The sequence below is a fragment of the Coleofasciculus sp. D1-CHI-01 genome (assembly GCF_040218875.1).
GTDB lineage: Bacteria > Cyanobacteriota > Cyanobacteriia > Cyanobacteriales > Coleofasciculaceae > Coleofasciculus.
This window is the reverse complement of the sequence record NZ_JAVJQP010000064.1, coordinates 1-25313: the sequence shown is the minus strand read 5'-3', so window position 1 is coordinate 25313 and position 25313 is coordinate 1. Positions and strand designations below refer to the sequence as shown.

Annotated in this window: 28 protein-coding genes; 17 read left to right on the top strand and 11 right to left on the bottom strand. The window is 45.1% G+C overall.

What is annotated here, in order from left to right:
- Positions 1-35 precede the first annotated feature (35 nt).
- A complete protein-coding gene (locus tag RIB93_RS12400; RefSeq protein ID WP_446373074.1) occupies positions 36-467 on the bottom strand; it encodes a hypothetical protein in 432 nt (143 codons plus the stop codon).
- A 386-nt stretch (positions 468-853) separates the two neighbouring features.
- Positions 854-2860, bottom strand: coding sequence for a protein kinase domain-containing protein (locus tag RIB93_RS12395; protein WP_446373073.1), 2007 nt, complete (start codon positions 2858-2860; stop codon positions 854-856).
- Positions 2861-3103: 243 nt separating this feature from the next.
- Between RIB93_RS12395 and RIB93_RS12390 the strand changes: the two genes are divergently transcribed.
- From RIB93_RS12390 to RIB93_RS12365, 6 genes are all read left to right on the top strand, one after another.
- Positions 3104-3652, top strand: a complete 549-nt coding sequence (locus tag RIB93_RS12390; protein ID WP_446373072.1) for an FHA domain-containing protein — start codon at positions 3104-3106, stop codon at positions 3650-3652.
- Positions 3653-3903: 251 nt separating this feature from the next.
- Positions 3904-4290 (top strand): four helix bundle protein, encoded by a 387-nt coding sequence (locus tag RIB93_RS12385; RefSeq protein ID WP_446373071.1) that lies wholly within the window; start codon positions 3904-3906, stop codon positions 4288-4290.
- A gap of 129 nt (positions 4291-4419) precedes the next feature.
- Positions 4420-6390: a mechanosensitive ion channel domain-containing protein gene (locus tag RIB93_RS12380; protein ID WP_446373070.1), complete on the top strand. Its 1971-nt coding sequence runs from the start codon at positions 4420-4422 to the stop codon at positions 6388-6390.
- Between the two features lie 257 nt (positions 6391-6647).
- Positions 6648-6944: a hypothetical protein gene (locus RIB93_RS12375; protein ID WP_446373069.1), complete on the top strand. Its 297-nt coding sequence runs from the start codon at positions 6648-6650 to the stop codon at positions 6942-6944.
- A 71-nt stretch (positions 6945-7015) separates the two neighbouring features.
- Positions 7016-7687 (top strand): response regulator transcription factor, encoded by a 672-nt coding sequence (locus RIB93_RS12370; protein WP_446373068.1) that lies wholly within the window; start codon positions 7016-7018, stop codon positions 7685-7687.
- A gap of 217 nt (positions 7688-7904) precedes the next feature.
- The gene (locus RIB93_RS12365; RefSeq protein WP_446373067.1) at positions 7905-9176 is read left to right on the top strand and encodes a sensor histidine kinase; all 1272 of its coding nucleotides are present in this window, start codon (positions 7905-7907) and stop codon (positions 9174-9176) included.
- A 367-nt stretch (positions 9177-9543) separates the two neighbouring features.
- Here RIB93_RS12365 and thyX read toward each other — a convergent pair whose 3' ends face one another.
- From thyX to RIB93_RS12345, 4 genes are all read right to left on the bottom strand, one after another.
- Positions 9544-10899 (bottom strand): FAD-dependent thymidylate synthase, encoded by a 1356-nt coding sequence (gene thyX / locus RIB93_RS12360; protein WP_446373066.1) that lies wholly within the window; start codon positions 10897-10899, stop codon positions 9544-9546.
- Positions 10900-11241: 342 nt separating this feature from the next.
- Positions 11242-11823, bottom strand: a complete 582-nt coding sequence (gene dcd, locus RIB93_RS12355) for a dCTP deaminase (protein ID WP_446373065.1) — start codon at positions 11821-11823, stop codon at positions 11242-11244.
- A 65-nt stretch (positions 11824-11888) separates the two neighbouring features.
- Positions 11889-12785: a hypothetical protein gene (locus RIB93_RS12350; RefSeq protein WP_446373064.1), complete on the bottom strand. Its 897-nt coding sequence runs from the start codon at positions 12783-12785 to the stop codon at positions 11889-11891.
- Between the two features lie 80 nt (positions 12786-12865).
- Positions 12866-13402, bottom strand: coding sequence for a P-loop NTPase family protein (locus RIB93_RS12345; RefSeq protein ID WP_446373063.1), 537 nt, complete (start codon positions 13400-13402; stop codon positions 12866-12868).
- 19 nt (positions 13403-13421) lie between these two features.
- On the opposite strand from RIB93_RS12345, the gene RIB93_RS12340 reads away from it, so the two are divergent.
- The 3 genes from RIB93_RS12340 to rph all read left to right on the top strand — a co-directional run bounded on the left by RIB93_RS12340 (position 13422) and on the right by rph (position 15294).
- Positions 13422-13676: a hypothetical protein gene (locus RIB93_RS12340; RefSeq protein ID WP_446373062.1), complete on the top strand. Its 255-nt coding sequence runs from the start codon at positions 13422-13424 to the stop codon at positions 13674-13676.
- Between the two features lie 236 nt (positions 13677-13912).
- Positions 13913-14536, top strand: coding sequence for an adenylate kinase family protein (locus RIB93_RS12335; RefSeq protein ID WP_446373061.1), 624 nt, complete (start codon positions 13913-13915; stop codon positions 14534-14536).
- A 41-nt stretch (positions 14537-14577) separates the two neighbouring features.
- On the top strand, positions 14578-15294 hold the full coding sequence (gene rph / locus RIB93_RS12330; protein ID WP_446373060.1) for a ribonuclease PH: 717 nt from the start codon (positions 14578-14580) through the stop codon (positions 15292-15294).
- Between the two features lie 270 nt (positions 15295-15564).
- Here the strand turns inward: rph and RIB93_RS12325 are convergent, their stop codons facing one another.
- Both RIB93_RS12325 and RIB93_RS12320 read right to left on the bottom strand, forming a co-directional pair.
- Positions 15565-16779 (bottom strand): glycosyltransferase, encoded by a 1215-nt coding sequence (locus tag RIB93_RS12325; protein WP_446373059.1) that lies wholly within the window; start codon positions 16777-16779, stop codon positions 15565-15567.
- Positions 16780-16904: 125 nt separating this feature from the next.
- Positions 16905-17090, bottom strand: a complete 186-nt coding sequence (locus RIB93_RS12320) for a lanthionine synthetase LanC family protein (protein ID WP_446373091.1) — start codon at positions 17088-17090, stop codon at positions 16905-16907.
- A 156-nt stretch (positions 17091-17246) separates the two neighbouring features.
- Between RIB93_RS12320 and RIB93_RS12315 the strand changes: the two genes are divergently transcribed.
- The 4 genes from RIB93_RS12315 to RIB93_RS12300 all read left to right on the top strand — a co-directional run bounded on the left by RIB93_RS12315 (position 17247) and on the right by RIB93_RS12300 (position 20995).
- Positions 17247-17537: a hypothetical protein gene (locus RIB93_RS12315; protein WP_446373058.1), complete on the top strand. Its 291-nt coding sequence runs from the start codon at positions 17247-17249 to the stop codon at positions 17535-17537.
- A gap of 9 nt (positions 17538-17546) precedes the next feature.
- Positions 17547-17855: a hypothetical protein gene (locus tag RIB93_RS12310; protein WP_446373057.1), complete on the top strand. Its 309-nt coding sequence runs from the start codon at positions 17547-17549 to the stop codon at positions 17853-17855.
- Between the two features lie 1080 nt (positions 17856-18935).
- Positions 18936-20462 (top strand): ferredoxin:protochlorophyllide reductase (ATP-dependent) subunit B, encoded by a 1527-nt coding sequence (bchB, locus tag RIB93_RS12305; RefSeq protein ID WP_446373056.1) that lies wholly within the window; start codon positions 18936-18938, stop codon positions 20460-20462.
- Between the two features lie 62 nt (positions 20463-20524).
- The gene (locus RIB93_RS12300) at positions 20525-20995 is read left to right on the top strand and encodes a putative dsRNA-binding protein (protein ID WP_446373055.1); all 471 of its coding nucleotides are present in this window, start codon (positions 20525-20527) and stop codon (positions 20993-20995) included.
- A 63-nt stretch (positions 20996-21058) separates the two neighbouring features.
- Here RIB93_RS12300 and RIB93_RS12295 read toward each other — a convergent pair whose 3' ends face one another.
- Entirely contained in the window at positions 21059-21682 is a 624-nt protein-coding gene (locus RIB93_RS12295) for a DUF4276 family protein (protein WP_446373054.1), read from the bottom strand.
- Complete coding sequence (locus RIB93_RS12290) at positions 21679-22833, bottom strand: AAA family ATPase (RefSeq protein WP_446373053.1); 1155 nt, start codon at positions 22831-22833, stop codon at positions 21679-21681. The genes RIB93_RS12295 and RIB93_RS12290 overlap by 4 nt, the downstream gene beginning before the upstream one ends.
- 162 nt (positions 22834-22995) lie before the next feature.
- On the opposite strand from RIB93_RS12290, the gene RIB93_RS12285 reads away from it, so the two are divergent.
- Genes RIB93_RS12285 through RIB93_RS12270 form a run of 4 tightly spaced genes read left to right on the top strand, consistent with a single transcriptional unit; the run spans position 22996 to position 24162 of the window.
- Positions 22996-23226, top strand: a complete 231-nt coding sequence (locus RIB93_RS12285; RefSeq protein WP_446373052.1) for a ribbon-helix-helix domain-containing protein — start codon at positions 22996-22998, stop codon at positions 23224-23226.
- A gap of 9 nt (positions 23227-23235) precedes the next feature.
- Positions 23236-23469, top strand: coding sequence for a hypothetical protein (locus RIB93_RS12280; RefSeq protein WP_446373051.1), 234 nt, complete (start codon positions 23236-23238; stop codon positions 23467-23469).
- A 59-nt stretch (positions 23470-23528) separates the two neighbouring features.
- Entirely contained in the window at positions 23529-23750 is a 222-nt protein-coding gene (locus tag RIB93_RS12275) for a hypothetical protein (protein WP_446373050.1), read from the top strand.
- Complete coding sequence (locus tag RIB93_RS12270) at positions 23737-24162, top strand: hypothetical protein (RefSeq protein WP_446373049.1); 426 nt, start codon at positions 23737-23739, stop codon at positions 24160-24162. Before RIB93_RS12275 ends, RIB93_RS12270 begins: the two co-directional genes overlap by 14 nt.
- A 176-nt stretch (positions 24163-24338) precedes the next feature.
- On the opposite strand, the gene RIB93_RS12265 is transcribed toward RIB93_RS12270, so the two are convergent.
- Positions 24339-24965, bottom strand: a complete 627-nt coding sequence (locus RIB93_RS12265; protein ID WP_446373048.1) for a type I restriction endonuclease — start codon at positions 24963-24965, stop codon at positions 24339-24341.
- Positions 24966-25313: the final 348 nt, after the last annotated feature.

Here is a 25313-nt window from a genome sequence, read left to right as displayed (position 1 = left end):
ATCAATAATTGCTGTCAGTGGCAGATCATCCTTTGTTAAATCATAAAAAGCTTTTCATTAATTTGACTATCTGGTAAACTATAATTTTCATTGTCAACCGGATTTTCTTGTCCTTGCCATCTATCAACCGCAGGTAATTCAGCGATTGGTGTAATCATTTTATAGTCAGTTAAGAGTCGATCAATAAACTGCTGTTGCTGCACACCAACAGTATCAAAAATCTTGAGAGCATTCAAGAACACAGCCAACGCTTCACGGTCATCATTCAAACGCCCATAATTCGACAAATTAGTGATAATTTCACTAATAGCCGTAAACGGAGAACCCGAAAGATCCAGCCTTGGCAGCAATTGAGTTAAACCCGCCTCTGTCAAGAATCGCTGACGCGATCGCTCGTTACTGAGTTCAGGAATGTCTTTGAGCAGTGCAATTAATTGTTGGCGGTCTTCATTTTTGAGGTTGAGCATTTATATCTGGGCTATAGTAGAGATTATTCGGCGATTATTTCAATCATTTTAACGGAGATAGGGAACCTTAGCCCTAGATTCCGTTGGGTTTCCTTGCGTCAACCCAACCTACAACCTATTCCACTATTTTAGCTGTGTCACGCCACTACAATTGACTTTATGATGGGGTTGAGTAAAGGGCGACCCGATCACATTGAGTGGAGGGGCGTTGTTAATTGATGCAAGCGGGTCGCCCCTACCGTTTAGACTAAAGGTAATATGTTCACGGTGAGGCAGTTTTGATTTTTTGGTTGGGGGAACTTCAGTTTAACCCGTTTTAACGGGTTTTAGCTTTTAGCCAGAACTTTAGTTCCTGGCTTCTTCTAACCCCCGGTCAAATAAAGGTTTCATTTTTTCGCTTCTGCTGCGATTAACATGGTTGCTGCATATTCATTATTAGGTTGAATTTCTAACGCCTTTTTCAGAGACGCGATCGCGTCATCGAACCGTTCCAATTCCATATAGGCTTCGGCTTTGTTAATCCAAGCGTTTGCAGAATTAGGTTTAAGCTGAGTGGCGCGATCAAGAACCGGAATCGCTTTCTCCGGTTGACCTAATAAAATCAACGCCACACCTTGATTAATCCAGGCTTCGGCAAAATCTGGCTTCAGGGTTGTGGCTTTTTCGTAGAGGTTTAATGCTTCTTGGTGTCTTCCTAATTGATCCAACGCCGCACCCTTACTCCATAATGCTTCCGGATAATCAGGGTTAATGGCTAAAGCGCGATCGCACGCCTGAATCGCTTCGGTTGGACGAACCTGAGTGTTTAAATCATAGCAGCGTTGCCAATGGGTTTTGGCGTTGGCGGTATTAGGGGAAGGAGAAGCCGATGGAACGGGTGAGGGGGTTGGCTGAACCTTTGTTGGCTTTGGCGCTACGGGAGTTGGTGTTGGCGTTGCTGGTTTGGGGGGTGCAGGATTTTGAGTGACTGGGGGTGACTTTTTCACAGAAGCGGAGGGAGTTGATTCCGGTGAAGGAACAGGAGATGATTGGTTATTGGGTTTTGGTGTATCAGGAGTAGGCTGTTCAGAAGTAGGTGATTCTGAGTCTGAACTGGGATTCGTCGCTATCTCCTCCGTGGGGGAAGATTCCAGGGATGATGTGGGGGAGGGTTGAGTTGCAGAGTTCGCAGAATTAACTGTTAATTCCTGACTCTGATGCGTCGTTTTGCTGGTAAACTGCGGAATCAGCAGTGTTGTCGCGACTCCAGCAATTCCGCCGACAATGCCTAAAATTGCTACAACCCACCAAAGATTCAGCCCTCGTTTTGGGTTGGAACCGGGTGTAACAATTGTAGGGACTGAACTCCCTGATCCGGGTTGGGAATTCCGCCACGTTTCGGGTAACTGAGTGGTACTGGTGTCTGAGGGGGATGTGGCTGGAGACTCCGTGGGTGTCCAAATCTGAGTTGAGGTTGATCCCGGAATCGATGCTGTGGTGTCTGAGGAATCGGGTAATTGTTGCGTTGTATCGGATAAGGGTGGAATATCGCTGGAGAGACGTTGCAGGGCGAAGAGAGCTTCCGTAGCAGTTTGATAGCGATCGCGGAAGTCATACCGAATCATCTGATCCAGAACCTCTGCCAGGTTGAGACTAACATGAGGGGCTAAATCACGCCACTGAATTTCTCCTGTCTCTGGATTTTCCCGAATTACTCGAGGATGTGTCCCGGTTAAGGCTTGAATCCCTAAGATACCCACCGCATACACATCACTACTAAACCGGGGTTGTCCACCCAACTGTTCTTTAGGAACATAGCCTTGAGTCCCAATGGAAATGGTTAAATTAGTTTGTCCCGATTGAGGATGACTAAATTGAGTGGTAACTTGCTTCACCGCACCAAAATCAATCAAGACAATTCTGCCATCCTGTTGGCGGCGAATCAGATTAGAGGGTTTGATATCGCGATGAATGACATTTTGCTCATGGACATACGCCAAAACCTGGAGAATATCCTCTAGTAAGGCAATAGTTTTAGATTCTAACCATTGCTGACCTTTTTTCAATTCCTGGGTGAGGGGATTGCCAAGAATTAATTCTTGTGCTAAATAAAATTCCTGATTCTCTTCAAAATGTGCCAGCAGCCGGGGAATTTGGTCATGATTACCCAGTTGATAGAGGACTTGAGCTTCGGTGTCAAATAGGCGTCTAGCGGTTTCCAGACTGGCGGCGTCAGTAGTTTTAGGTTTAAGCTGCTTAATCACGCATTGGGGATGTCCAGGTAAGTGGAGATCTTGCGCCAGGAAGGTTTGACCAAATCCGCCTATTCCCAGTTGACTCTCGATTTTATAGCGTCCACCGAGGGGTTGCTCCGTATTTGTGGATTGAAATCGACGGAAAAGATTGATGCTCATGTCCTACCGCTCTTTACAGGAAAAATGAATCCTTGACCTATTATCTTAATTATTTTTAACGATATGATTTGGATAGTGACAAAATCATCATTAATCTTTATCCAGATTGCTTTGCCAAATCGTTTAATCCAATACCTAAAGCGTTTGACGTGACAACAGGCGTTGCGGTTTCGGTTTTGCCGACAATATCGCTCAAAAAACGGGAACCATTACTATAACAGGTGTTCGAGGTCTACCACGTCTATGTATATTCAATTAACCTGGGAAGATCCAGAAATGGGGGAAGTCAAGCGATCCCTCTTAGCCGCCCCGATCGCGATCGGTCGAGAATTGGATCAAATGCCAGAGTATTGGGGAGGAGAGTCGGTATCTCGGTTAGAACTGGCTAACCCAGAGATCTCCCGGTTTCATGTCCTGATTACGGTGGCAAATCACCAAATGTATATTACCGATCAACGTAGTGCTAACGGTACCTTTCTGAATGGGCGACCCCTGCGCCAAGCCAATCAACCGATTTCCTTTAAAGATACCCTACGAATGGGTCCCTATAAAATGACCGTCACCTTAGTCCACAGCAATGATCTCAACGCCACCGCCCAGAGTCCCAATGTATCCAGTTTTACACCGTCGATGAAGTCTATCCCCCAAAAGAAAGTGGTGATCTGGGCGATTGGAATCGGCGTTCTCTTGTTAACCACATTTGGTGCATGGGCAGTAGCCAGCACTATTTTAGAGCGATCGCGCCCTCAACCGTCACCCACATCGCCGTCTAGTAGTCGTCTGGTGAAATAAAGCTGGGGAAGCTGGGGAAGCTGGGGAAAGCGGGGGAAGCGGGGGAAGCGGGGGAAGCTGGGGAAGCTGGGGAAGCGGGGGAAGCTGGGGAAGCGGGGGAAGCTGGGGAAGCGGGGGAAGCGGGGGAAGCGGGGGAAGCGGGGGAAGCGGGGGAAGCGGGGGAAGCGGGGGAAGCGGGGGAAGCGGGGGAAGCGGGGGAAGACTACATTAGAGTTTATTTGAGTAGTAAGTATTGGATTTAGTCGAGGAAGATGAGTAGAAACCTATTGAAAAGTCATAGAGAGTTGGAAGTTTATAAGATGGCGTTTGATTCAGCCATGATAATTTTTGAGTTATCCAAAAAATTTCCTGTAGAGGAGCGCTATTCTTTAACTGACCAGATTCGTCGTTCTTCTCGCTCAGTTTGTGCCAATCTCGCAGAAGCATGGCGTAAAAGACGATATGAAGCTGCCTTCATCGCTAAACTGAATGACTGCGAAGCAGAAGCGGCTGAAACTCAAACTTGGATAGAGTTTGCTGTTAAATGTAGCTATATGGATATTCAAGTCGGTCGAGAAGTTTATGGAACGTACAACCAAGTTTTAACAGGTTTCGTCAACATGATTAACAATCCTTCACCTTGGCTTATGAAGCATTAAATTTATCCAATTAGTGATTTCTTCCATCCGGCGCTAGTAGCCATTTGTGAAAATAACCCATCCCTAAAAATGCTCCCCCAGCTCCCTCTGCTTCCCCTGCTCCCTCTAAGACGTTGGCGGTTTATCTTTTTGGCATTACTGACACTGCTGCTAACATTGAACCCATTTCCCAGCGTTGCCCAAACTTCCCCAACAAATCCTAATGACAAAGCACCAATCGTGCTAGATGGTCGCGTTTTACTACAGGTAAGAAGTTTAAACAATAACTATACAGCAGAAAATCGGGCAAAGCGGATCAACGATATTTTGGCGCAAGCGGTGCAATCCTCTCAACCTGTCAGCGTTGAAGTGAATCAGACAGAGGATCAAACCACGCTAACTATTCCTTCCTTGCTTGAGTCAGACCATTTACTCACTGTAACCGACAAGGATGTCCTACCAGAACTAACTGCTCTTCAGCAAGCCCGAATTTGGCAGAGAATTCTGGAAAAGGCATTTGTACAAGCCCAATTTGAGCGAACGCCCGCCTATATTCGTCAGGCGTTAGGCTTTGTCCTTGGGGCGATACTGGTTGCGATCGCGATTCATCTGGGTTTACTGTTTTTAGGAAAATGGGTGTCTCATCGCTTGAGAGTGTGGCTAGGACAACCCACCTCCTCGTTTCACGCCTGGGAAGATCCCGCCCAATTCATGGTAAGCCTTGCCCGACTAGGGTTACAGGGCGGATTATGGATCGCGATCGCCTATTATGTGACCGATTTGTTTCCCGCCAGTCGGATTTGGCGCTATGAGTTATTTGATTTTATCGCTAAGGTTTTTGGTATTCTTAATGCGCCAGTGATTAGCTTAGGGAGTAGTAAATATTCTGCCCTAGAATTACTATTGCTTTTGGGCTTAACTGTTGGATTGTGGTTTGCGGTTAGTTCTCTGACTAAGCTGTTTAAATCCTATGTCTTAGCCCACACCGGGGCTGAACCCAGATTGCAAGAGGTGATTGCTGTCCTCACTCAGTATATTCTCACCTTTCTCGGATTGATTGTCCTGTTACAAATTTGGGGTTTAGATGTTGGGTCTTTAACCATTATTGCTAGTGTCCTCGGTGTGGGGATTGGTTTTGGGGTTCAAAATATTGCCAATAACTTTATTAGCGGTATTATTATTACCTTTGAACGCCCCATCCAAATCGGTGATTTTGTCAAAGTCGGTGATTTACTGGGAACCGTAGAACGCATCGGCGCACGCAGTACGGAGATTTGTACGTTAGATCAAGTGACGATTATCGTACCCAACTCCCTCTTTTTAGAGACTGAGGTAATTAATTGGAGTCATGGGAACCCGATTTCTCGGCTGCGGATTCCTGTGGGTGTGGCGTATGGATCAGATATCGATAAAGTCCAAACCGCGTTACTCGAAGCCGTCAAAAATCATCCTGAAGTGCTGCTGCAACCGCCGCCTCAGGTATGGTTTCAAGGGTTTGGGGAGAGTTCCCTGGACTTTGATTTACTGGTGTGGACAGGAGAACCGAAGAAACAGTTTAAAGTTAAAAGTGATCTCAACTATCGGATTGAAGCCTGTCTGCGACACCATAGGATTGAGATTCCCTTTCCGCAACGGGATTTACATCTGCGATCGCCTAAACTTGAAGAAATTTTCAACCTGTTATTAGATCGGGATTCATCAACATTTTCTACTCGATCAATTGATCCGACAAATGGTGATCAATCAAACCATACTTCCTATTCTCAACCACAAGATTCCCTCGCCGCTACGACTGAGATATCCGGAGCAGTATCCCGGACAATCACTCCAGCCAAAACCCTAACTGAGACAGAAATTGAAGTATTAGTTGCAGCGATGCGGGGTGCAGATGGTGTGGAAATAAAAGACCGCCGCTATCGAGGAAATCTTTATCCTCAATGCTTCATTGGTGCAGAAGCCGTGGAATGGCTAGCACAACGGACTCAGGGTTCTCGACAAGAAGCGATTCGCATCGGACAAATTTTGATTGATAGCGGTATTATCCATCATGTTATTGATGATTATCCGTTTCAAGATGATTATTCATTTTATCGATTTTATCGGGATGATCGTCTGGTATGACTTGAAGCTAGGGTATCAGAGATCGGACTCATGACAGGGTGATGCCTACCGGAGTGGCTATGGGTTTTATGGCAAGGCGGAAACTATTGGGTGGTTTTATCGAGTTTTTTACTTTTTGAGTTTACCTTGGCAGATGAACCCGAAAAATTCAGGGCTGTTTAAGGGTTTAACGGCGATTAACGCCAAGTAGAAACGTATAAGCAACTTGATTACCCCGGTAAGAAGGTTGAATTTGGAAAATTTTAGGAGGTAATGCTGTGAAGCTGAAGATTATCGCTTTTTCACTGTTGTTGGGTTTGACATCATTGCTGGGAGCTTGTCAGACTGATACAACTACACCTGATGAGACGGGTGTAGAAGAGCCAACTCCAGCAGAAGACACCGAAGTTATGCCTGGTGAGGAAGAGGCTATGCCTGGTGAGGAAGAGGTTATGCCTGGTGAGGAAGAGGCTATGCCTGGTGAGGAAGAGGCTATGCCTGGTGAGGAAGAAGAGGAAGACGGTGAGGCTATGCCTGGTGAGGAAGAAGAGGAAGACGGTGAGGCTACGCCATAAACCTAGCTTGATCAGAACGTGAACAGCTTACCTTGGGAGCGATAAGTCTTATTAAGTAACAGGTGTCAGAGATGAGACTTTTACTCGTGGAAGATGATGAGCGCATTACCGATGCCCTAGAAGAAGATCTCACCGATCAACATTATGCGATCGATGTGGCGCATGATGGAGAGGAGGGGTTAAATCTCGCTGATTCTGTCACCTATGACTTAATTTTGCTCGACATTATGTTACCCAAAATCGATGGGATTACACTTTGCCAGCGACTACGCTCCCAAGGCTGTAGTACTCCGATTCTGATGCTAACGGCTAAGGATACAATTAGTGATAAGGTTGTGGGATTGGATGCAGGAGCTGATGACTATTTGGTTAAACCCTTTGACCTAGAAGAGTTATCAGCTCGCATTCGAGCCTTACTGCGTCGGGGTGTTTCAACCGCCCCCCCGGTATTAGAATGGGAAAAGCTGCGACTAGATCCAAGTACCTGTGAAGTTTTTTATGAAGATCGCCTCTTATCGCTTTCACCCAAAGAATATTCGTTGTTAGAATTTTTCTTACGCCATGGTCGTCGTGTGTTTAGCCGCGCTCAAATCTTAGAACACCTGTGGCCCTTTGAGCGACTCCCGGAAGAAGCGACGGTGAAAGCGCATATCCGCAGTTTACGACAGAAACTTGAAGCTGGCGGCGCTCCCAGTGATTTGATTGAAACGGTTTATGGTTTGGGTTATCGTTTAAAACAATGATTGGTGATTGGGGAAGATTTATAATTTAAACCTTATACAGGGCGGGTTTTGAATAAATGTTATCATACATAGTGAAACGAAAGCACATAAACCCGCCCCTACAAAGTCAGGGCGGGTTTAGTTCAGTTAGAGGTTTTATCCTCAAGGTTATCGGTAAAACCCGCCCCTACACAGTCAAAACTCAGACGTAGGATGCTACGTTTCTACCGTTATTAGAATGTTTCAAGGTTTACGCTGGCGTCTATTGTTGTCTTACCTAACTGTAATGGCAGCAATTTTGAGTTTCTTTGGTTCGGGAGTTTATGTCTTTGTTAGCCGCAATCTTTATTATCAACTGGATAAAAAACTATTGACTCTGGCTCAAGCCGCTGCCGCCTCGTTTACGCCTGTCAAAATGAAGGGGCGTCAATATCTGAATCAAGTGGATACGGTTCCCTGGCGCGATATTTTTAATCGGGATCAGCAAAGCTTAGAATGGTTTGATGCCAAGGGTCAACTTTTGGCAAGTCGAGGCGCTCTAGAGTTGGACTCTCGACTCCGAGTCGGTTCTCAAACTCAAGCGGAAAAGCAAAAGCCGAGACAGGTTCGCACGTATACCATTTCTGTGTTTAAAGATGGCTCAACCCCCAATCAGCCCTCTCTAGAAGGGTATATTCGCGCCTCGCAATCGATGGAGGATATCCAAATCGTCCAACGCCAAATGCTGTGGGGATTGGGAATGGGTGGTGTTATGGGGTTAGGTTTAGTGGGTTTGGGCGGACTGTGGTTGACACAGAAAGCTGTGGAGCCAATTGAGCAAAGTTTTCAGCAACTTAAACAGTTTACGGCGGATGCGTCTCACGAGTTACGCAGTCCTTTAATGGCGATTAAAGCATCAGTTGATGTGATGCGAAATCATCCGGAACGAATTCATCCCAAAGATGCGAAAAAGTTAGCAGCGATCGCGAGTGCTACGGATCAGATGAGTCACTTATCAGAAGACTTACTTTTTTTAGCGCGAAACGATAGTAAGATATCAACGCCTAGCCGGGAGAAAAGCACAATCTCTCTGAATAAGATTTTAAAGCACTTGCTGGAGTTATTAGAACCTTTTGCCCAAGACAAAGAGGTGACAATCCAGTCTCAGTGGCTAGCCACAGTTTCTGTGGTAGGGGATGAATCACAACTGAGTCGTTTATTTTGTAACGTGCTGGAAAATGCGATTCAATATACGCCGAGTCAAGGGAAAGTAGACCTGATTTTAGCGAAAACTAATCGCTTTGCCATTGTGAGTGTTAAGGATACCGGAATTGGCATTGAGCGAGAACAATTACCCTTTGTGTTTGATCGCTTCTGGCGGGCGGACAAAGCCCGTTCTCGCCGCGAGGGGGGGACAGGGTTGGGTTTAGCTATTGCTGCTGCGATCGCGCAGCGTCATGGCGGGAAAATTACGGTGACGAGTCAGGTTGGGGTGGGTAGCTGTTTTCAGGTGCGTTTACCTGCTGTTTAATACTAAATCCGCCTTTGTTACCCCTTTTTGCCACGGCGATTAAAATCGCTGCTATACAAACAAAGTCCGCCTACGCGGACTAAATTATAACGGGGGTGGGAAACCCGGATTTAGTATAACTGACATCTTATCCAGAGTTTTGTCCGAATGTAGGGGCGGGTTTCACTATTATCATTTTTTTCCCGCCCTGATGTGACTAAACCCGCCCCAACCAAAGAATACAATAAAAAGCAGATAAGCTGTCATGCATTTAAATTGGGTATTAATAGCAAGCAAGATGCTCGCACTATAAGAATTTCACCCTTATTGATATTGAATTTTAAATGCCGAATAGCTCACTATAAATTCTGCTATCTACCTTATTGTACTAGGGCGATAATTTAGCTTTTTTGGCACGGTTTTCTTTATACCACTGGGCGACAGCCGGAGCCCATTGTTCAAACTGTACATAGAGAAGCTCACAGAACTTCTGCGCCTCTAGTTGAGCATCTTTTTTCCATCGTAAGTCTAAAAGATGCATCAGCGATCGCATATTACAACTGAGGACAAAATTCTGTCTGGCGTCAAAGGGAATCAAGCCTCTAGCATGTTCTTCAGATAACCCTTCTTCAATTCGTTGCTGATACCGTTTACACGCCTCTAAACACCATTTTAGGTCTTCATTCCGTTGGGCTTCAGAATAAAAATAACGCTTTCCTTGACGGTTTGTGTAGTTTCCCACAGGGCGCAGGTAAAATACCTCTTCGATGTCTTGCTTGCCTTGAGCAACATTAATAATTCTTTGTCCGGTATAGCGAAAGGAATTATGAACCACCATTCCATTAGCGACAAAGTTATGCCATTGACCTTCTACCTCTAAATCATAGGTCTTATGCTCACCCAGATACTCAACCTTAATGACGTTTACCGGGTGCGCCTGAATGTTAGTGTCAGCAGACTGTAACTGAGATTGCCAATCTAACAGATTGGTCTTGTTAGCCACTACCATGCCATTACACATAACCGAGCAAGACTTCGTTAGTTTAACAACACAGCCATCAGCCGATGTGACTAAGCCAACGGCATCACCCATTGTCTGCCAACCTGCTGATGTAAACAATCGATGATTTACCGTGCAATCGAGAGTTTTACCATCGGCTAAACTGACTCGGTAAATAGGCTGAATTCCACTATATATTACATCTTTAATATTCCCCGTTTCAAATAAACCATTTTCTTCGTTGAGAACGCGCAAATTCATGCTGCGGATGTGGTTTTTGCCGTCACAGTGATAGCATCCAGACGACTCTCCTTTGATTACTGAGATAGATTTTTTGGGGATGGTTTGTTCACCATTCGTCCACAGTTCGTATAACTCTCCCATCGTTGTTCTCGGTTCTGGGTGAGTTTCCCCCTTATCGTTAACAAACGTTACCTGAGTATTAGCCGCCAGACATTGAACATCGAAGCTCACGCCAACTCTATGCGTGCGAACTTGCTGCATCATTGAGTGCGGAAAATAACCAACATTAAATGTAATTTGGGGATGTTCTAAACAGCCATAATGTCCTCGCTCACCCGCCAACAAATGCTTAACAATTAGTTCACCTGACCGTTGTTCAGGGGGCCAGCGATCGCGGCTATCCCAAACGTAATGTTCTGAGTAATCTTGGTGCATTGCTGCCCAAACCACTTGTTGCGGATTTGGTGTTGCTGCAATTATATCAATACAAAATTTTTCCACTTCGTTATTACCTCAATATAAATCCAAGCTTGATCTTATTGACAATAAATTTATCGGGTACACTCAAGCTTACCAATAATAAGCTATTTTTATTGAAATTTTAATGTCAATAATAGTAGTGCGAGCATCTTGCTCGCTACTGAGCTGAGCATCTTGCTCGCTACTGAGCTGAGCATCTTGCTCGCTAAAATAATGGAATAGATTTTACCGTTGAATTGGGCGCAAGCCTTGCGCCCCTACAGTTTTTGGACACAATCATCATCCCTATTGATTTGGCGTGTCACGCCAATATAGACGAGATTATATCGTAATTATACTGGCTAAAACTTGCCCAACTAATTATCAAACTTTAGAAAAAACCACTTTTTCCGGCTGATCTTGATATTTACCCTTACGTTGCTCATAAGTCACCGAACATAGCTCTGATTCAAAAAAGAGCAATTGGACAATGCCCTCATTGGCATAAATCCGACAATCGGCGGGAGAACTATTGCTAACCTCCAAGGTTAAATGCCCCCGCCACCCTGCTTCAGCAGGAGTTAAATTAGCGATTATACCGGCTCTGGCATACGTACTTTTGCCAATACATAAGACGGTGCCATTTTCTGGCACTTCAATACGTTCCAAGGCGACGCCAAGACCATAACTATGTCCAGGAAGAATAAAATAGTCTCCCTGTTGATCATGATGTAATTGAGTCGGTTCTAAGTTTTCTGGATTAAAGTTTTTTGGATCAACTACCGTACCCGGTATATGCCGAAAAATACGGAACTCCACGGGTGAAAGCCGGATATCGTAGCCAAAGCTGCTCAAACCATAGGAGATAACATGTAGCGTATCAACGCGACGAACTAACTTTGGCTCAAAAGGTGTAATCATACCCTTGTCAGCCATTTGAGTTATCCAGGTATCGTTTTTAATCATCGCAGGTAATTATAGCCGACTTACTAGAATAACCCGAATAGTCGCAAAATGGATAGCATCGACTTTTATTTTGCAGGTTTAAAAAAGTCACACAATAATGGCACAACATTATCAAACCATCTCAGTTGCGCTCCACTCCAGGCATTCGTTTTGGATGTGGCTAGCATGGCTCGCCCGTATGCTTTTCCTTTCTCGGTGAGTCGTCGCTCCCTAGAACCGGGTTTAGTCCATTCCTGAATGCCTAATTCATGGAGTGCGGCGTTGACTTGAGCGGCTTTCACTTTTCGTCCTAATTGCTCTGACACCTTCTGTGCGACTTGGGAGGCGATCATCCCCGATGGTTCCTCAACCGAATGGGTGACTAAAAGCTGCTGTGCTTGATTCGCAGCACTGGCTAAAGCCGGAAAACGCTGGGTGAGTACATTCAATTTCCAAGACGCGATCGCACGTTGATCCAATCCCGCTTCCTCTAACCATTTGGCAATTAACCTTAACCCCTGATCCAGTTGCTGGAGTTGGTTATCGAGGGGAAATTCATCGGTTTGGGGTAACGCCGCGATCGCAGCTTCGATGTCTTTGGGATAGGATGTCTCAACTGGCTCTATATCACTCGCTGCTTCAATCTGAAGAGTTTCTAGAGGTGTGGAACTCACCACTCCCACTAAAGCCGTTGCTGTCTCATTCCCCGCATCGGCTTGATAGTGCCAAAATGCTACCGCTGCATCCCAGGATGATAACGCGATCGGTCTGGGTTTATCCGGAACCACAGTCTTGACGGTTTCTGGCAAGTTGTTTTCGTTTGATTTACAAAACTTTTGCGCTGTTCCCTTGCTTTTACCCACGACTTCGGCGATTTGCCTGTGGGTGAATAACAAACGCCGATCCTGAGCAGAGGTTAGCTGATAAGCAGAAACCTCAATGTTTCCAATCTGGAAACGAACCGCTCTCGCTTCCGCTGCCATGTCACTGTACCTTGCGACAAAACACGTTTCTGTACAACATTGTACAGTCTTCCGGGATGGGCTTGGGAACCAAGCCCCTACTAAGGCTGATGACTGCGACGAATTTCTGTAATTTGGTCAGCCACCTCTAGAAGTTCTGGTGGCATATCGGGTCCTGTGAGAATAATATCTACTGAACTGGGGCGACTTTCCAGAAATCTCAATACTTCACTGAGGGGGATTAAGCCGTAGTTGATCGCTAAACTCAATTCATCCAGGACAACGACAGAATATTTCCCCTCATACACCACCTGCTGAGTATGATGCCACAACTGCTTGAGGGATTTATGTTCTGCCTCATCTAACTCTGGGGTATCGATATATCGTGGCAAGTCACAGCGAATCCATTCTAAATACTGTCCCAACCGAATCGGATGCTGGTGTCCTTGACCAATACCCCCTTTGAGGAACTGAACCACCAGCACAGGTGTCCCCTGTCCAGCTATTCTCAAGCCTTGGGCAATCACATTGGTAAAAAAGTTGCGCTGGGAACTGGTAAAGACTTGCACCAGCCCTTCTAGGCTGTAGGTCAGGTGATGCGCTGAATTAAGGGTAGGAGTTTCTAACTGGGAAACCATAGTCAACAATTAAAGAGCAATGAATCTGATGGACACTCCTCAAGCCTTCCTTGATCAGTGTCTCATGGTCGTTTTAGACAGCTTTTTGGCAGAACCCGCTTTTAACTATGTCGGAGCGATCGCCTGTTTTTTGTCCTATTCCACCGAATCCTTTTGGGCTGTGGATTATAGGCGTTTACAACTTAACTCAAGTCCAGCAATTCTCTCCTTCTCCCCGATCCCTACATACATTGTCACTGTATCACAAAACCCACAAGTACCTCAAGGAACCTAACTAGAAATTCAATCGATGCAGCGAACAAGATATAGCGTATTTTTTTCAGTGGCATCCCTGATCAAACACCATATCTACAAGTCCGTCAAGAGTGAGTCCTGGAGAATGTTCATCCACGGGGATTCGTGGCAAAATGACGGTCAGTAGTTAGTAGCGTCAAAACCTGCCCAGATGCAAAGGATTTGTGCAACATTTATGACAGACTTGTCCAGGCTAGGAACAGAGGAGCTATTATCGTGAGACTAGTGATTCTGGGAGGTCCAGGTTCAGGGAAAAGCACACAGGCGCGACAGTTGTGTCGCCATTTGGGGATCGTGGAGATTTCCAGTGGTAACATTTTGCGTCGCGCGATCGCAGCTCAAACTGACTTAGGTCGAAAAGCGCAGCCCTACGTCGAGAAGGGAGAATTAGTCCCGGATGAAATCCTGATCGAATTCATGCGCCAGCGCCTGCTGGAACCTGACACAGTGAAAGGGTGGGTCTTAGAGGGGTATCCCCGTACCGCGTTCCAAGCTGAGGAATTAGATTTTCTGCTTGAGGACTTAAATCAGCAGCTAGATTGGGCAATTTACTTAACTGTACCCGAATCGGTAATGATGACTCGTTCCGTGGCGCGATACGTTCCTTCGGAACAGACTCCGCCAACCCAAAACCAAGCTCAAGATAGCACCCCATCAACCAAGTCTCGTCTGGATGACCATCCCGAAATTGTCCCGCGCCGCATCGAGTTATTCTACGAGCGCACGGTTCCTATCCTGGAATACTATGACTATCGTCAAAAACTGTTAACCATAAACGGCGACCAACCGCCAGAGCAAGTTCAGCAGAATATCTGGCACAAACTTGAACTGGACGATTAACGTTTTTTGACCCAACCCCGTTCTGACAAAGAAGTACTACCATGTCTTGGCAACGTCCTGATCATCGCCAACCTAACCAACTCCGTCCCATCAGTTTTGTACGCGGATTCACTAAATTTGCACCAGCTTCTGTATTGACTAAGTGTGGTGATACCCAGGTGTTGTGTAATGTCACCATTCAGCCAGGAATCCCGCGATTTCTGGAAGGAACAGGTAGTGGTTGGTTAACCGCCGAGTATCGGATGCTTCCCGGCGCCACACCCCAACGCCAAACCCGGGAATTACTCAAACTATCGGGTCGAACTCAAGAGATTCAACGACTGATTGGACGTAGTTTAAGAGCGGCTGTAGATTTAACCGCCTTAGGAGAACGCACCGTTTTTGTGGATGCGGATGTGCTGCAAGCTGATGCGGGAACTCGTACCACTTCGATTACTGGGGGATACGTCGCCCTAGCTGAGGCGTTAGATAAATTAGTCCAAGCTGGAGAATTAGAGCGATCGCCAATCCGTCACCAAATCGCGGCGGTTTCGGTGGGACTGTTGGCGGGTGAGCCATTTTTGGATTTAAAGTACGAAGAAGATGTCGCCGCACAAACGGATTTCAATATTGTCATGAACGACGAATTAAATATTATTGAAATTCAGGGAACGGCGGAAGAAGAAAGCTTTAGTCGGACTCAACTTAATCAGTTAATTGATATGGCAGAAACAGGAATACAGGAGTTGTTAGACGCTCAACGTCACGCCCTAAGCTAATCCGAATTAAAACTTCTTGTAGTGGACTGACACAGCTAAAATCGTGGGATAGATTAGGTTCGTAGTAGGGGCTTTAGCCCTTAATCGTATAAGTTTTCTGGGTATAAGGCTAATCCACTAAATTAGGTGCGCCAAGCCAGTAGTGGCGTGGCACAGCTAAAATGGTGGAATAGGTTGTAGGTTGGGTTTCGACTTCGCTCAACCCAACAGAATCTAGGGCTAAAGCCCTTACTACGAACCCAAGCTAATCTACCAAAGAAGGTAATTGATTTACAATGTATTAGCTTGTTCGATCCACTGGATATGCTGCGTCAATAATTGAGATAAATCATAACGCTCCAGAATCGTTTTTCGCGCTTGAACTCGCAGCGCCGCCATCCCGTTAGGATGATTCAGCACTTCTTCCACCCGTTCAGCTATGGCTTGGGGCGAAAAAAAGTCGGTTAATAAACCATTAACCCCATCCTGGATAACTTCAGTTACAGGTGCAGTGTTCGACGCCACCACTAAACAGGCTGTTGATAAGGCTTCTAACATTGACCAGGATAAAACAAAGGGACGGGTTAAATAAATATGAACGGAAGAAGCTTGTAATACTTGCAGATAATCGGGATAGGGAAGTAACCCGGTAAAATGCACGCGGTTGAGATCCAGGGGAAATTTTTCCAGCATGACATCCTTATAGGTTTTGCCATCCGGAAGGGATTTCCCATAGGCGACACGATTTTCACCCACGATAACTGCATGGCAATGGGGGCGTTTTTCTTGCAGTAAGGCAATGGTTTCTATCAACTGAGGAAAGCCACGATAGGGTTCCATTCCTCGGGCGACATAGGTGACAAGTTCCTCGACGTGAGATAGGTCTAAATTTAACCGAGGCAGGACTAACTTATGTCCTGGTTTCGGTTGAAAAAAGTTGGTGTCAATCCCATCATGGTGTACCGTAATTTTATCCCGATACTCTGGGGGAAACTGTTGCTGCTGCCAACGAGTAGGGGAGAGTCCGCGATCGCAACTGTACAAATCAATCAGAATCGGCGCGTTTTTGATCCGAATCCGGGCTTCATCGTCGGCGTTGAGGGGTTCTGCTGGATCGAAGTCGGCGTCTGAACGGTGGGCGTGATAAAACCACTCGAAATAGCATAATAGTTTCGCTTTGGGGAAACTGTCTTTGATAAAGAACGTCGGACCCCAACCGGAATGACCATACACCACATCGGGGATAAACCCATTAGCTTTGAGTTGTTCACATAGGCGATAAACCGCTTGTCCTTGTAGCACTGCATTTTCCAAGGGGCGGACATAGTGATGGGTTTCTGGACGGGCTTGACGAGATGGTGCATAGATTACCTTGGCAACACCAGGTAATTGACCTTCTTTGCGCGTTGTACCAAAGACGACTTGGTGACGCGGGTTTTGCGCCAAGGTAACAGCGAGGTGGCGGAATTGGGCGGGAAAGTTGGAATGCAAAAATAAGATTCGCATTAGGTGGTTGTTGGTAGTCTTGGATACAGTTTTTCTTGGATGACTTCTTCCTTGACAACAGGTTGATCTCCTGATCAATTATCACAGGTTGGGGATTCGTTCAGAGTCTAGTTTGTCGGTGATAATTAAACGTTATCCTCCAGATGAGGCATAGAGCGCAATCGAGCTAATCCAATTCCCGTAGCACCATGACACCAAGCTGTCATATAATTGACTCGTCCTGGGTTTCCAGAACGCACGGTAGTCTCAAATTCGCGTAAATCGGGCCAATTTCCGACACCTGGGGAAAAGAGACTGCGTTCGTAGGCGATCGCATTGAAACGGAATGACGCTCGCGCATCTGTCCAGATTCTCGTATCTCGTTCCTCGCTATAGCGAAAGCTTCACGCAACGCTGTTCCTAGACATGATAGAACGCAACTTGGTATTAGTCCTTGGACAATCCTCGTCTAGTTCCGAACTGCTACTATGGCATACAGCGATTTTTCATTGACTCAGGTCAAAAAAGTATTTGGACTAACCGAACAATCGGTTCAGCTTTTCAGTGATGTCGCTACCTTAGAACCGAGTAACTGGTTACAGGAAACCTTCAGCTACAGCCTTAAATTAGCCCTGTATTCCTCCAGTGAGAAAGCCCGTTCAGAATTTATTATTGCCCCAATTTTAATTGAGCTAGAGCGACGAAATCCGAATAAAATATCTATCTATTCTGGCGAAAAGCTGGATGTAGATGAGGAACAATGCTTGAAAGGAGAATGAGATTTTATCTTGGCTAAAAGTCCCATTTCGCTGACGATGCAGGCTCCGATTGTTTCGTTGGTAGAAGCGAAAAAAAGCGATATCAAAGGGGGTTTAGGTCAGTGCATTGCACAAATGTTGGGAGCGCAAAGGTTTAACCAGCTAGAAGATAACTCAATTTCGGGGATTTACGGCTGTGTGACTACGGGAGAAGATTGGCAATTTTTGAAGTTAGAGGGCAATTTTATTTTGGTGGATAACCAGCGATATTACATTAATGAACTGGAGAAACTGTTGGGTGTTTTTCAATTTATCGTGGATAGTTACGAAACACATTGACAACCGTAGGGGCGGGTTTAGTCACAATTGTAGGGGCGGGTTTAGGGAATTAATTTAGCTAGTCAGAACTAACTGAACAACGAAACCCGCCCTGCCTCACCAATAATACCAAATCCGCCTTTATAACCCCCTTTTGAAGAGGCGATTAAAATCGCTGCTACACAAACAAAGTCCGCCTGCGCGGACTGGTTTATAACCGGGGTGGCTAACCCAGATTTGGTATAAGCTGTCATGCCTTTAAATTGGGTATTAGTAGCGAGCAAGATGCAAAGCCTGCGGCATGGCTTCGCTTAACACACTACAAGGATGAGAGCAATTATTGACATTAAGGTTTAAATGCCGAACAGCTTAATTGAACAACCAAATCCACTCTTGTTCAAAATTGTCGGAGTTCCTTTTGGGATTTTTCGGGCGCACGGAGCGTGCGCCCCTACGGGTGTAACATCAGGCTAATGATACCGCTATCAATGAGTGGGTCTATACTGATAAAAATCTAGCGTGATTCTATTATGCTCAGTCTACAAACCTGAGTCGGGGCGGGTTTAGTTACATCGGGTTGCAACCGAAAAGATAGTAGTGAAACCCGCCCCTACACAAGAACGACCAAACGTGCAATATTAGTCGTCGAACATACTCTCCCGACGTCTCTCCCGTCTCAAATTTCGTCATGCTCTCAAAGATTAAGCGGCAAAAATTATTTAAAATATATGACACAGGGGTTCCGGCTCAGGTCGTCATATCAGGCTGAAAACCTTAATGTTGCTAGATTATCAGCTTGCATTATCACCACAAGTACGGGAGAATCCATTGCTCCTTGGGGGCTTGAACGTTGAGGAATTTCGCGAAAGTTTAAGAATGATTGCAATAAACAACTGTTAAGTTGTTTTAATTATAGACTGAATCCCAGTCATTAAGCGGGTTTGGGCGATTTTGCCCCCATGACTATCCGCGTTAATACCTACTCACGAAACGCTTAAAGTCTGAGACAATCAGAAACGACCTCAACCATAAACTTATCGATAACACTGCCCATTCGTCCTCAATCGGGCTTTGTGCAACTAATACAAGGGAGAAACTCGTATGAAATTAGCTTACTGGATGTATGCAGGTCCGGCTCACATTGGCACTCTCCGCGTTGCCAGTTCGTTTAAGAATGTCCACGCGATCATGCATGCACCACTGGGCGATGATTATTTTAACGTGATGCGATCGATGCTAGAACGGGAGCGAGATTACACCCCAGTAACCGCCAGCATCGTAGATCGACACGTTTTGGCACGGGGTTCTCAGGAAAAAGTGGTGGACAATATCATCCGCAAGGATAAGGAAGTCACCCCAGATCTGATTGTATTGACCCCCACCTGCACCTCCAGCATCCTCCAAGAAGATTTGGCTAACTTCGTCGAACGCGCCGAGATTGAAGCCAACAGTGATGTAATGCTGGCAGATGTGAACCACTACCGGGTGAATGAACTACAAGCTGCCGATCGCACTTTAGAACAAATTGTCCAGTTTTACCTGAAGAAAGCGAACAAGAAAGGGGAATTACCCGAAGGGAAGACGGAAAAACCCTCGGTGAACATCATTGGCATTTCCACTCTCGGCTTCCACAACCAGCACGACTGCACCGAATTAAAGCGGTTAATGGCTGATTTAGGGATTGAAGTAAACGAGGTGATCCCAGAAGGTGCTTCGGTTCACAATCTGAAGAATTTGCCTCGTGCTTGGTTTAATTTAGTTCCTTATCGGGAAATCGGCATGATGGCGGCGCGTTACCTGGAAGCCGAGTTTGATATGCCTTATGTGGATATCACGCCGATGGGAGTAGTGGAAACAGCGCGGTGTATCCGTAAGATGCAGCAGGTACTCAACCAGCAAGGCGCTGATGTGGATTACGAGGAGTATATTAATAATCAGACGCTGTATGTGTCCCAAGCCGCTTGGTTCTCCCGTTCCATTGACTGTCAGAATTTAACCGGGAAGAAAGCCGTTGTCTTTGGTGACAATACCCATGCGGCGGCGATGACCAAGATTTTGGCACGGGAGATGGGGATTCATGTGGTGCTAGCGGGAACGTACTGCAAGTATGATGCAGACTGGTTCAAGGAACAGGTGAGCGAGTACTGTGACGAGATCCTAATTAGCGATGATAACGGCAAAATTGGCGATGCGATCGCGCGGATTGAACCCTCGGCTATTTTTGGCACTCAGATGGAACGCCATGTGGGTAAGCGGTTGGATATCCCCTGTGGTGTGATTGCGGCACCGATTCATATCCAAGACTTCCCCATTGGGTATAAACCCTTCATGGGTTACGAGGGGACAAATCAAATGGCTGATTTGGTCTATAATTCCTTCACTTTGGGAATGGAAGATCACCTGTTGGAAATCTTCGGCGGTCATGATACCAAGGAAGTAATTACCAAAGGAATTTCCGCTGATTCTGACTTGAATTGGAATAAAGAAGCGCAAGCGGAATTGAATAAAGTTCCTGGTTTCGTGCGCGGTAAGGTGAAGCGGAATACAGAGAAATTTGCCCGGGAGCGAGGATTCACGGAAATTTCACTTGAGGTGATGTACGCCGCTAAAGAATCTGTCGGCGCTTAGAAGAACTTCGCGATCGCACGCTGTAGTAGAATGAGAGTGTTTCCTGGCTGGGGACACTCTCATTGGTTCTGATAGCCAAGAAAATTAACTTAATTTCTGTTATTACTCTTCCCACGACAAGCAGTAGAGAGCAAATTAGTGATAGAGTAATGGCTGATGTTATAGAAGCTTTGATAGGAGCCATTTATTTGGATCAAGGCTTTTCCAAATGTAGAGAGGTTATTACAAGCTTATTTGAGTTAGATCGAATAAGTCCTCCATATAATACAAAAACGGTAAATACAGAAACAACTGTTGTAGATGTAGAAAATCCCATTTCGGTTTTACAAGAATTGCTAGCAAAATATGGTAATTCTCCACCTCAGTATATTGAGTTATATAAACAAGGTTCTGATCATCTACCAGTATTTACTATAAGAGCTACCTGTGAATTTAGAGGACAAAATTTAGTAGCAGATGGCAGTGGAAGGGCAAAAAAAGAAGCAAAGAGGAATGCCGCTCACAAATTACTTGCCCTAGTAATTAGCTTATAAAAAAAGTCTCAGAGTAACTGAATAAGGCAATTGCGTGAAGAATCTCAGACAGAGAGATCGCAGCTACGGTATTGCATCTCCTCCAGACAAAGACAGAATTGTATTGATAAAAGCTTTTAATTCGGAACAAGCTTCAATAGCATCCATCAGATCGTTTTGCTCTAAGATTTTTTTGGCATCACGCGCTTTATTATAACTTCGAGAACTTTTCCCTAATTCAAAGATTTCTTTAATTCGCTGGGAAGGCGGATTATCATGATTAACTTTCTCAGGATTGCCACTGGGAGCAGATTTATTATGTTTAGCCAGTTTCTGAATAGTTGACCAAAACGGTAAAAGCCAAGCTTCAAATTCATAGGATGCAGCATGGGGATAAAACTTGGGGTTATTTCCCACCCATTCCCTCATTTTTTTCTTAGCATCTTCTGCATCTTCAAAATCTCTAATCCCTTTAGTATCCGTATAAACGTCTGTCAGTGCAATGACAGCATCATAAGCATCTTTACCACTCAGGAGTTTTTCAACCTGACGTTTGAGTTTATTTCCTTTAGGAATACGACCACCCGCTCCAGATGTGACAAACTTTAGTTTGGGCATCTGTTGGGGTAAATACCGCTTGAGGAACTCGATTAGGATTGGTTTAAACGCTTTTTCAGTTGATCCTTCAACTAAAATGGCAATCTTCATGGACGCCCTCCCATTAGGTTCATCGCCCATAGTTGGTCTAAACTATACTCTTCTAGCCACTTTTCTAAATCTAGAGAATCTGCCCACGTTAGAGTCGTTAATCCATCTTCGGCGTCACACACCAATACTTCTTTGGGTTCAAGAAATCGGATAAGTCTATCTGAATGCGTTGCCACAATCAGTTGAGTTCGTTGAGCAGCTTCTCGCATGACATGAGCTAACAATTGGAGCAATTCTGGATGTAAACTCACTTCTGGTTCATCAATCAGAGTTACAGCGGTTAAATCTCGACTTTGTAGGAGTGTCACCAACCACAAAAAGCGCAATACTCCCTCAGATAGTTGATGCATATAGAGGGGTTCTGAAAAATTTTTATCTTTCCATGTCATTGCCAAAGTACCTGCTGCTACGGGCGGAAAACTCAATCGTTCAAAATCGGGAAAGGCAGCAGAAAGGGTATCTTCTACAATTTCAAATCGATCAGGATCGGTTTCTCTTAGATAATAAAGACAAGAGACTAAATCTTCTCCATTGGCTCCAGGTAACGTGGCTGGACGCAGGGATTGAGGCAAACGAACCGGACTTTTAGGAGCCACATTTAATTCCCAGGATCGATAAAAACTACAGGAGGCTAATCGCTTTCGCAATGTCTCCGGTTGTTGATACATTTTGGGAACCTGAGACAGAGATGTTTCTAAGGGATTATGTTCCCAATTCGGTCGCAATAGTCCGAGTTCCTGTGGCGTGGAATACTTGATATCTAAGCCACTAGAATCAATGTACTTAAAGGGTTGAGGTGCATGAGGATCACGCTGTTGGGTCAATGTTTCTAGACCAATTTCATAGAACTGACCTTTAAAAGTTATTCTGAGGTTGTAGTTTAGGGGTGGCTCATTTGGAACAGACATGGACAAGGCGATCGCTAAATTATCTACCTTGCTGCGTGTCACCATATCACGAAGACCACCTAATTCGGAAATATTGGACTGTAGCTGACCTTTTGCTGACGCGGCTAGGAGTGAGAATATCTCTAAAAAAGATGTTTTACCTACTCCATTTGCACCAATCATCACCGTTAGAGGTCGCATATCCACTTGTACGGAAAACAAGCGACGGTATCCTTCGATGGTTATGTGTTCAAATGAGTTCATATTTGGATTTATTTCACTTGTTTATAGTTACTGGAATGATTAGACTCTGACTTTGAACGTTTCGCGTTCATTTCAAGAGTATCACAAAAATAAATAGCCTTAAATTATAGCGTACTTTGGGCTTTTTTTGTAGCTAATTTGTAGCTAACGCCCTATTTACGAGTGCCGACCTGTAAGATAAAAAGCGATAATGAACGTCAACTGTTGGTAGTGAGCAAACGTATTCACGTTACAATTCCCGACTATATTTATGAAACTTTAGAGCAATGGGCAGACAACGAAGGCAGACCCAGAGCGAGTTTAGCTGCCTTTTTGATTGAGGTAGCTGTATTAGAAGCTCAAAAGACCGGACAGATACCACCCAAGCCAGAAAAACCAGATAAAGGCAGATAAGGATGATTTATGTCAATTCAGCGCCAATGGATAACTAACAGTCGCATCCCCTGGTTTTTGGGTCGAGTGTTGTGCTGTGTGAGTTTGGGACTGACTATTGCTTGTCAAGCAGAACCTCCCTCTGGGGTGAATTCTCCAGGAACGTCTGCTGAATCTGTCGTTTCCTCTAGTTCTACCGAACCAGCCACTCAGACTAACTCATCGTCAACGGATAGCCACAGAACTATAAAGAGCAGCAGGTAGCCAATCAAGACGCGATCGCACTCTCTATAATTAGAGTTAGCTCCTCTAATGTTTGTGCTATGTCCGTAACAGAATTACTCCCAACACTGCAAAAACTATCTCGTGCTGATAAGTTTCGGCTTATGCAATTCTTAGTTGCACAGCTAGCTCAAGAAGAAACTGATGGGTTACAGCCTAGTCAGACTTATCCCGTTTGGTCACCTTATGATGCGTTTGAGGCGGCGGATACCATGCTCAAAGCACTGGAAGCCCAGAATAGTAATGACCATGCAGAATGCTGAACGATACTTGTTCACTGTAGCTGATTCTACATTTGGTGCGGCGAGTCTTCGACCCTATTTGCCCATTACCCTGACATATCAAGGAAAATCGATTACATCTTCGGGCTTGCTTGACACGGGAGCGGCGGTTAACGTACTACCCCATGAGCTAGGTATTGAGTTGGGTGCAGTTTGGGAGCAAGCGACAACGCCACTACAGTTAACAGGTAATCTCGCTCAATTTGAGGCTCGTGTCCTAATTATGTCAGCGGTAGTTGCCCAATTTAATCCTGTGCAGTTGGTGTTTGCATGGACTCAAGCCTCTGGTATTCCCTTATTGTTAGGACAAGCTAATTTTTTTCTGGAATTTGATGTTTGTTTCTATCGCTCTCAATCGGCTTTTGAGATACGACCGAAAGACTCTTCAGCGTAAGGATGTCGTGCTTGCTTGGTCTGTTTAAGTTTTTGCGATCGCACTATTCGTAGTTAGCAATAAGAGATACACGGCTTCCGAAAAGGTTGAATATTCTCGATTTTTCTATTGCACTATTTTAGCTGGGTCACGCCAGTAGGGTGCGTTAGCGCTAGCGTAACGCACCAACTTACTTATTAACCCCCTAATTGACTCAAACGCTTGATAATTTTCAAAACGTTGTAGAGTTCATTCCCTCGATTATCAATCACAAACTCATCCGATAACGCATACTTAGGCGTTTCTTCTCGTACTAACTTGACAAACCTAAAATTGACGCCATTGGTAATCATACCAAACGTGGGTGTTTCCGGGTTGGGGTCGGCTAGCATATAAGTTAGAATTTGGGCTAACCCTTCTTCGATAGAGAACGCCGTTTGCTTGGATTCGATAACCGTAACCCAGAAATTTTGTTTCAGAACCAGGATGTCAATTCTACCTTCGATAATAACAGTTTCATCCTCTGCCAGAATCTCCAATGATTTTTCCGCTTTGATGTGAAAGGGAGATAGATATAAACCCGCAATAAATAAAAGCGGACTGACAATTGTTAATTTAACAACATTTTCTAACAACGGCGGATATTCGACTAAATTGAAATATCCCTCCTGCACCCGATCAAGTTCTTGTTTCTCTATATCCGTTAATTCGGGGAGATTGGTTTGCCATTCCCAAAAAAACTGGTCATCCCGAATGCGCTGAAGACTGAATTTATCAATTAGGTAGCGTAAATCTATTCTTTGGGCTTTTAGAGTTTCAACCATAAGACTTTATTTGTGATTACTTCGGTATAGGAATAGCAGTTAGCCGTCATAAGACATCATGTAGAGACTAATCTGGCACATCTGACTAGAAAATCGGTGAGGAGGGCGGGTTTTGTTGTTCATTTATCGGTGAGGAGGGCGGGTTTTGTTGTTCATTTATCGGTGAGGAGGGCGGGTTTTGTTGTTCATTTATCGGTGACTATCTAATTGAATCCCTAAACCCGCCCCTACAAATTGTCCCTAAACCCGCCCCTACAAATTGTCCCTAAACCCGCCCCTACAAATTGTCCCTAAACCCGCCCCTACAAATTGTCCCTAAACCCGCCCCTACAAATTGTCCCTAAACCC

Excerpts from the sequence above, each read along its gene's own strand:
- RIB93_RS12270 (WP_446373049.1), top strand. The coding sequence starts at position 23,737 with ATGCAGAATGCTGAACGATACTTGTTCACTGTAGCTGATTCTACATTT.
- RIB93_RS12370 (WP_446373068.1), top strand. The coding sequence starts at position 7,016 with ATGAGACTTTTACTCGTGGAAGATGATGAGCGCATTACCGATGCCCTA.
- RIB93_RS12275 (WP_446373050.1), top strand. The coding sequence starts at position 23,529 with ATGTCCGTAACAGAATTACTCCCAACACTGCAAAAACTATCTCGTGCT.
- RIB93_RS12325 (WP_446373059.1), bottom strand. The coding sequence starts at position 16,779 with ATGCGAATCTTATTTTTGCATTCCAACTTTCCCGCCCAATTCCGCCAC.
- RIB93_RS12385 (WP_446373071.1), top strand. The coding sequence starts at position 3,904 with ATGAGTAGAAACCTATTGAAAAGTCATAGAGAGTTGGAAGTTTATAAG.
- RIB93_RS12265 (WP_446373048.1), bottom strand. The coding sequence starts at position 24,965 with ATGGTTGAAACTCTAAAAGCCCAAAGAATAGATTTACGCTACCTAATT.
- dcd (WP_446373065.1), bottom strand. The coding sequence starts at position 11,823 with ATGATTAAAAACGATACCTGGATAACTCAAATGGCTGACAAGGGTATG.
- RIB93_RS12315 (WP_446373058.1), top strand. The coding sequence starts at position 17,247 with ATGGCATACAGCGATTTTTCATTGACTCAGGTCAAAAAAGTATTTGGA.
- RIB93_RS12280 (WP_446373051.1), top strand. The coding sequence starts at position 23,236 with ATGTCAATTCAGCGCCAATGGATAACTAACAGTCGCATCCCCTGGTTT.
- RIB93_RS12340 (WP_446373062.1), top strand. The coding sequence starts at position 13,422 with ATGAATCTGATGGACACTCCTCAAGCCTTCCTTGATCAGTGTCTCATG.
- RIB93_RS12295 (WP_446373054.1), bottom strand. The coding sequence starts at position 21,682 with ATGAAGATTGCCATTTTAGTTGAAGGATCAACTGAAAAAGCGTTTAAA.
- RIB93_RS12345 (WP_446373063.1), bottom strand. The coding sequence starts at position 13,402 with ATGGTTTCCCAGTTAGAAACTCCTACCCTTAATTCAGCGCATCACCTG.
- RIB93_RS12350 (WP_446373064.1), bottom strand. The coding sequence starts at position 12,785 with ATGGCAGCGGAAGCGAGAGCGGTTCGTTTCCAGATTGGAAACATTGAG.
- RIB93_RS12365 (WP_446373067.1), top strand. The coding sequence starts at position 7,905 with ATGTTTCAAGGTTTACGCTGGCGTCTATTGTTGTCTTACCTAACTGTA.
- RIB93_RS12395 (WP_446373073.1), bottom strand. The coding sequence starts at position 2,860 with ATGAGCATCAATCTTTTCCGTCGATTTCAATCCACAAATACGGAGCAA.
- RIB93_RS12390 (WP_446373072.1), top strand. The coding sequence starts at position 3,104 with ATGTATATTCAATTAACCTGGGAAGATCCAGAAATGGGGGAAGTCAAG.
- rph (WP_446373060.1), top strand. The coding sequence starts at position 14,578 with ATGTCTTGGCAACGTCCTGATCATCGCCAACCTAACCAACTCCGTCCC.
- RIB93_RS12290 (WP_446373053.1), bottom strand. The coding sequence starts at position 22,833 with ATGAACTCATTTGAACACATAACCATCGAAGGATACCGTCGCTTGTTT.
- RIB93_RS12400 (WP_446373074.1), bottom strand. The coding sequence starts at position 467 with ATGCTCAACCTCAAAAATGAAGACCGCCAACAATTAATTGCACTGCTC.
- bchB (WP_446373056.1), top strand. The coding sequence starts at position 18,936 with ATGAAATTAGCTTACTGGATGTATGCAGGTCCGGCTCACATTGGCACT.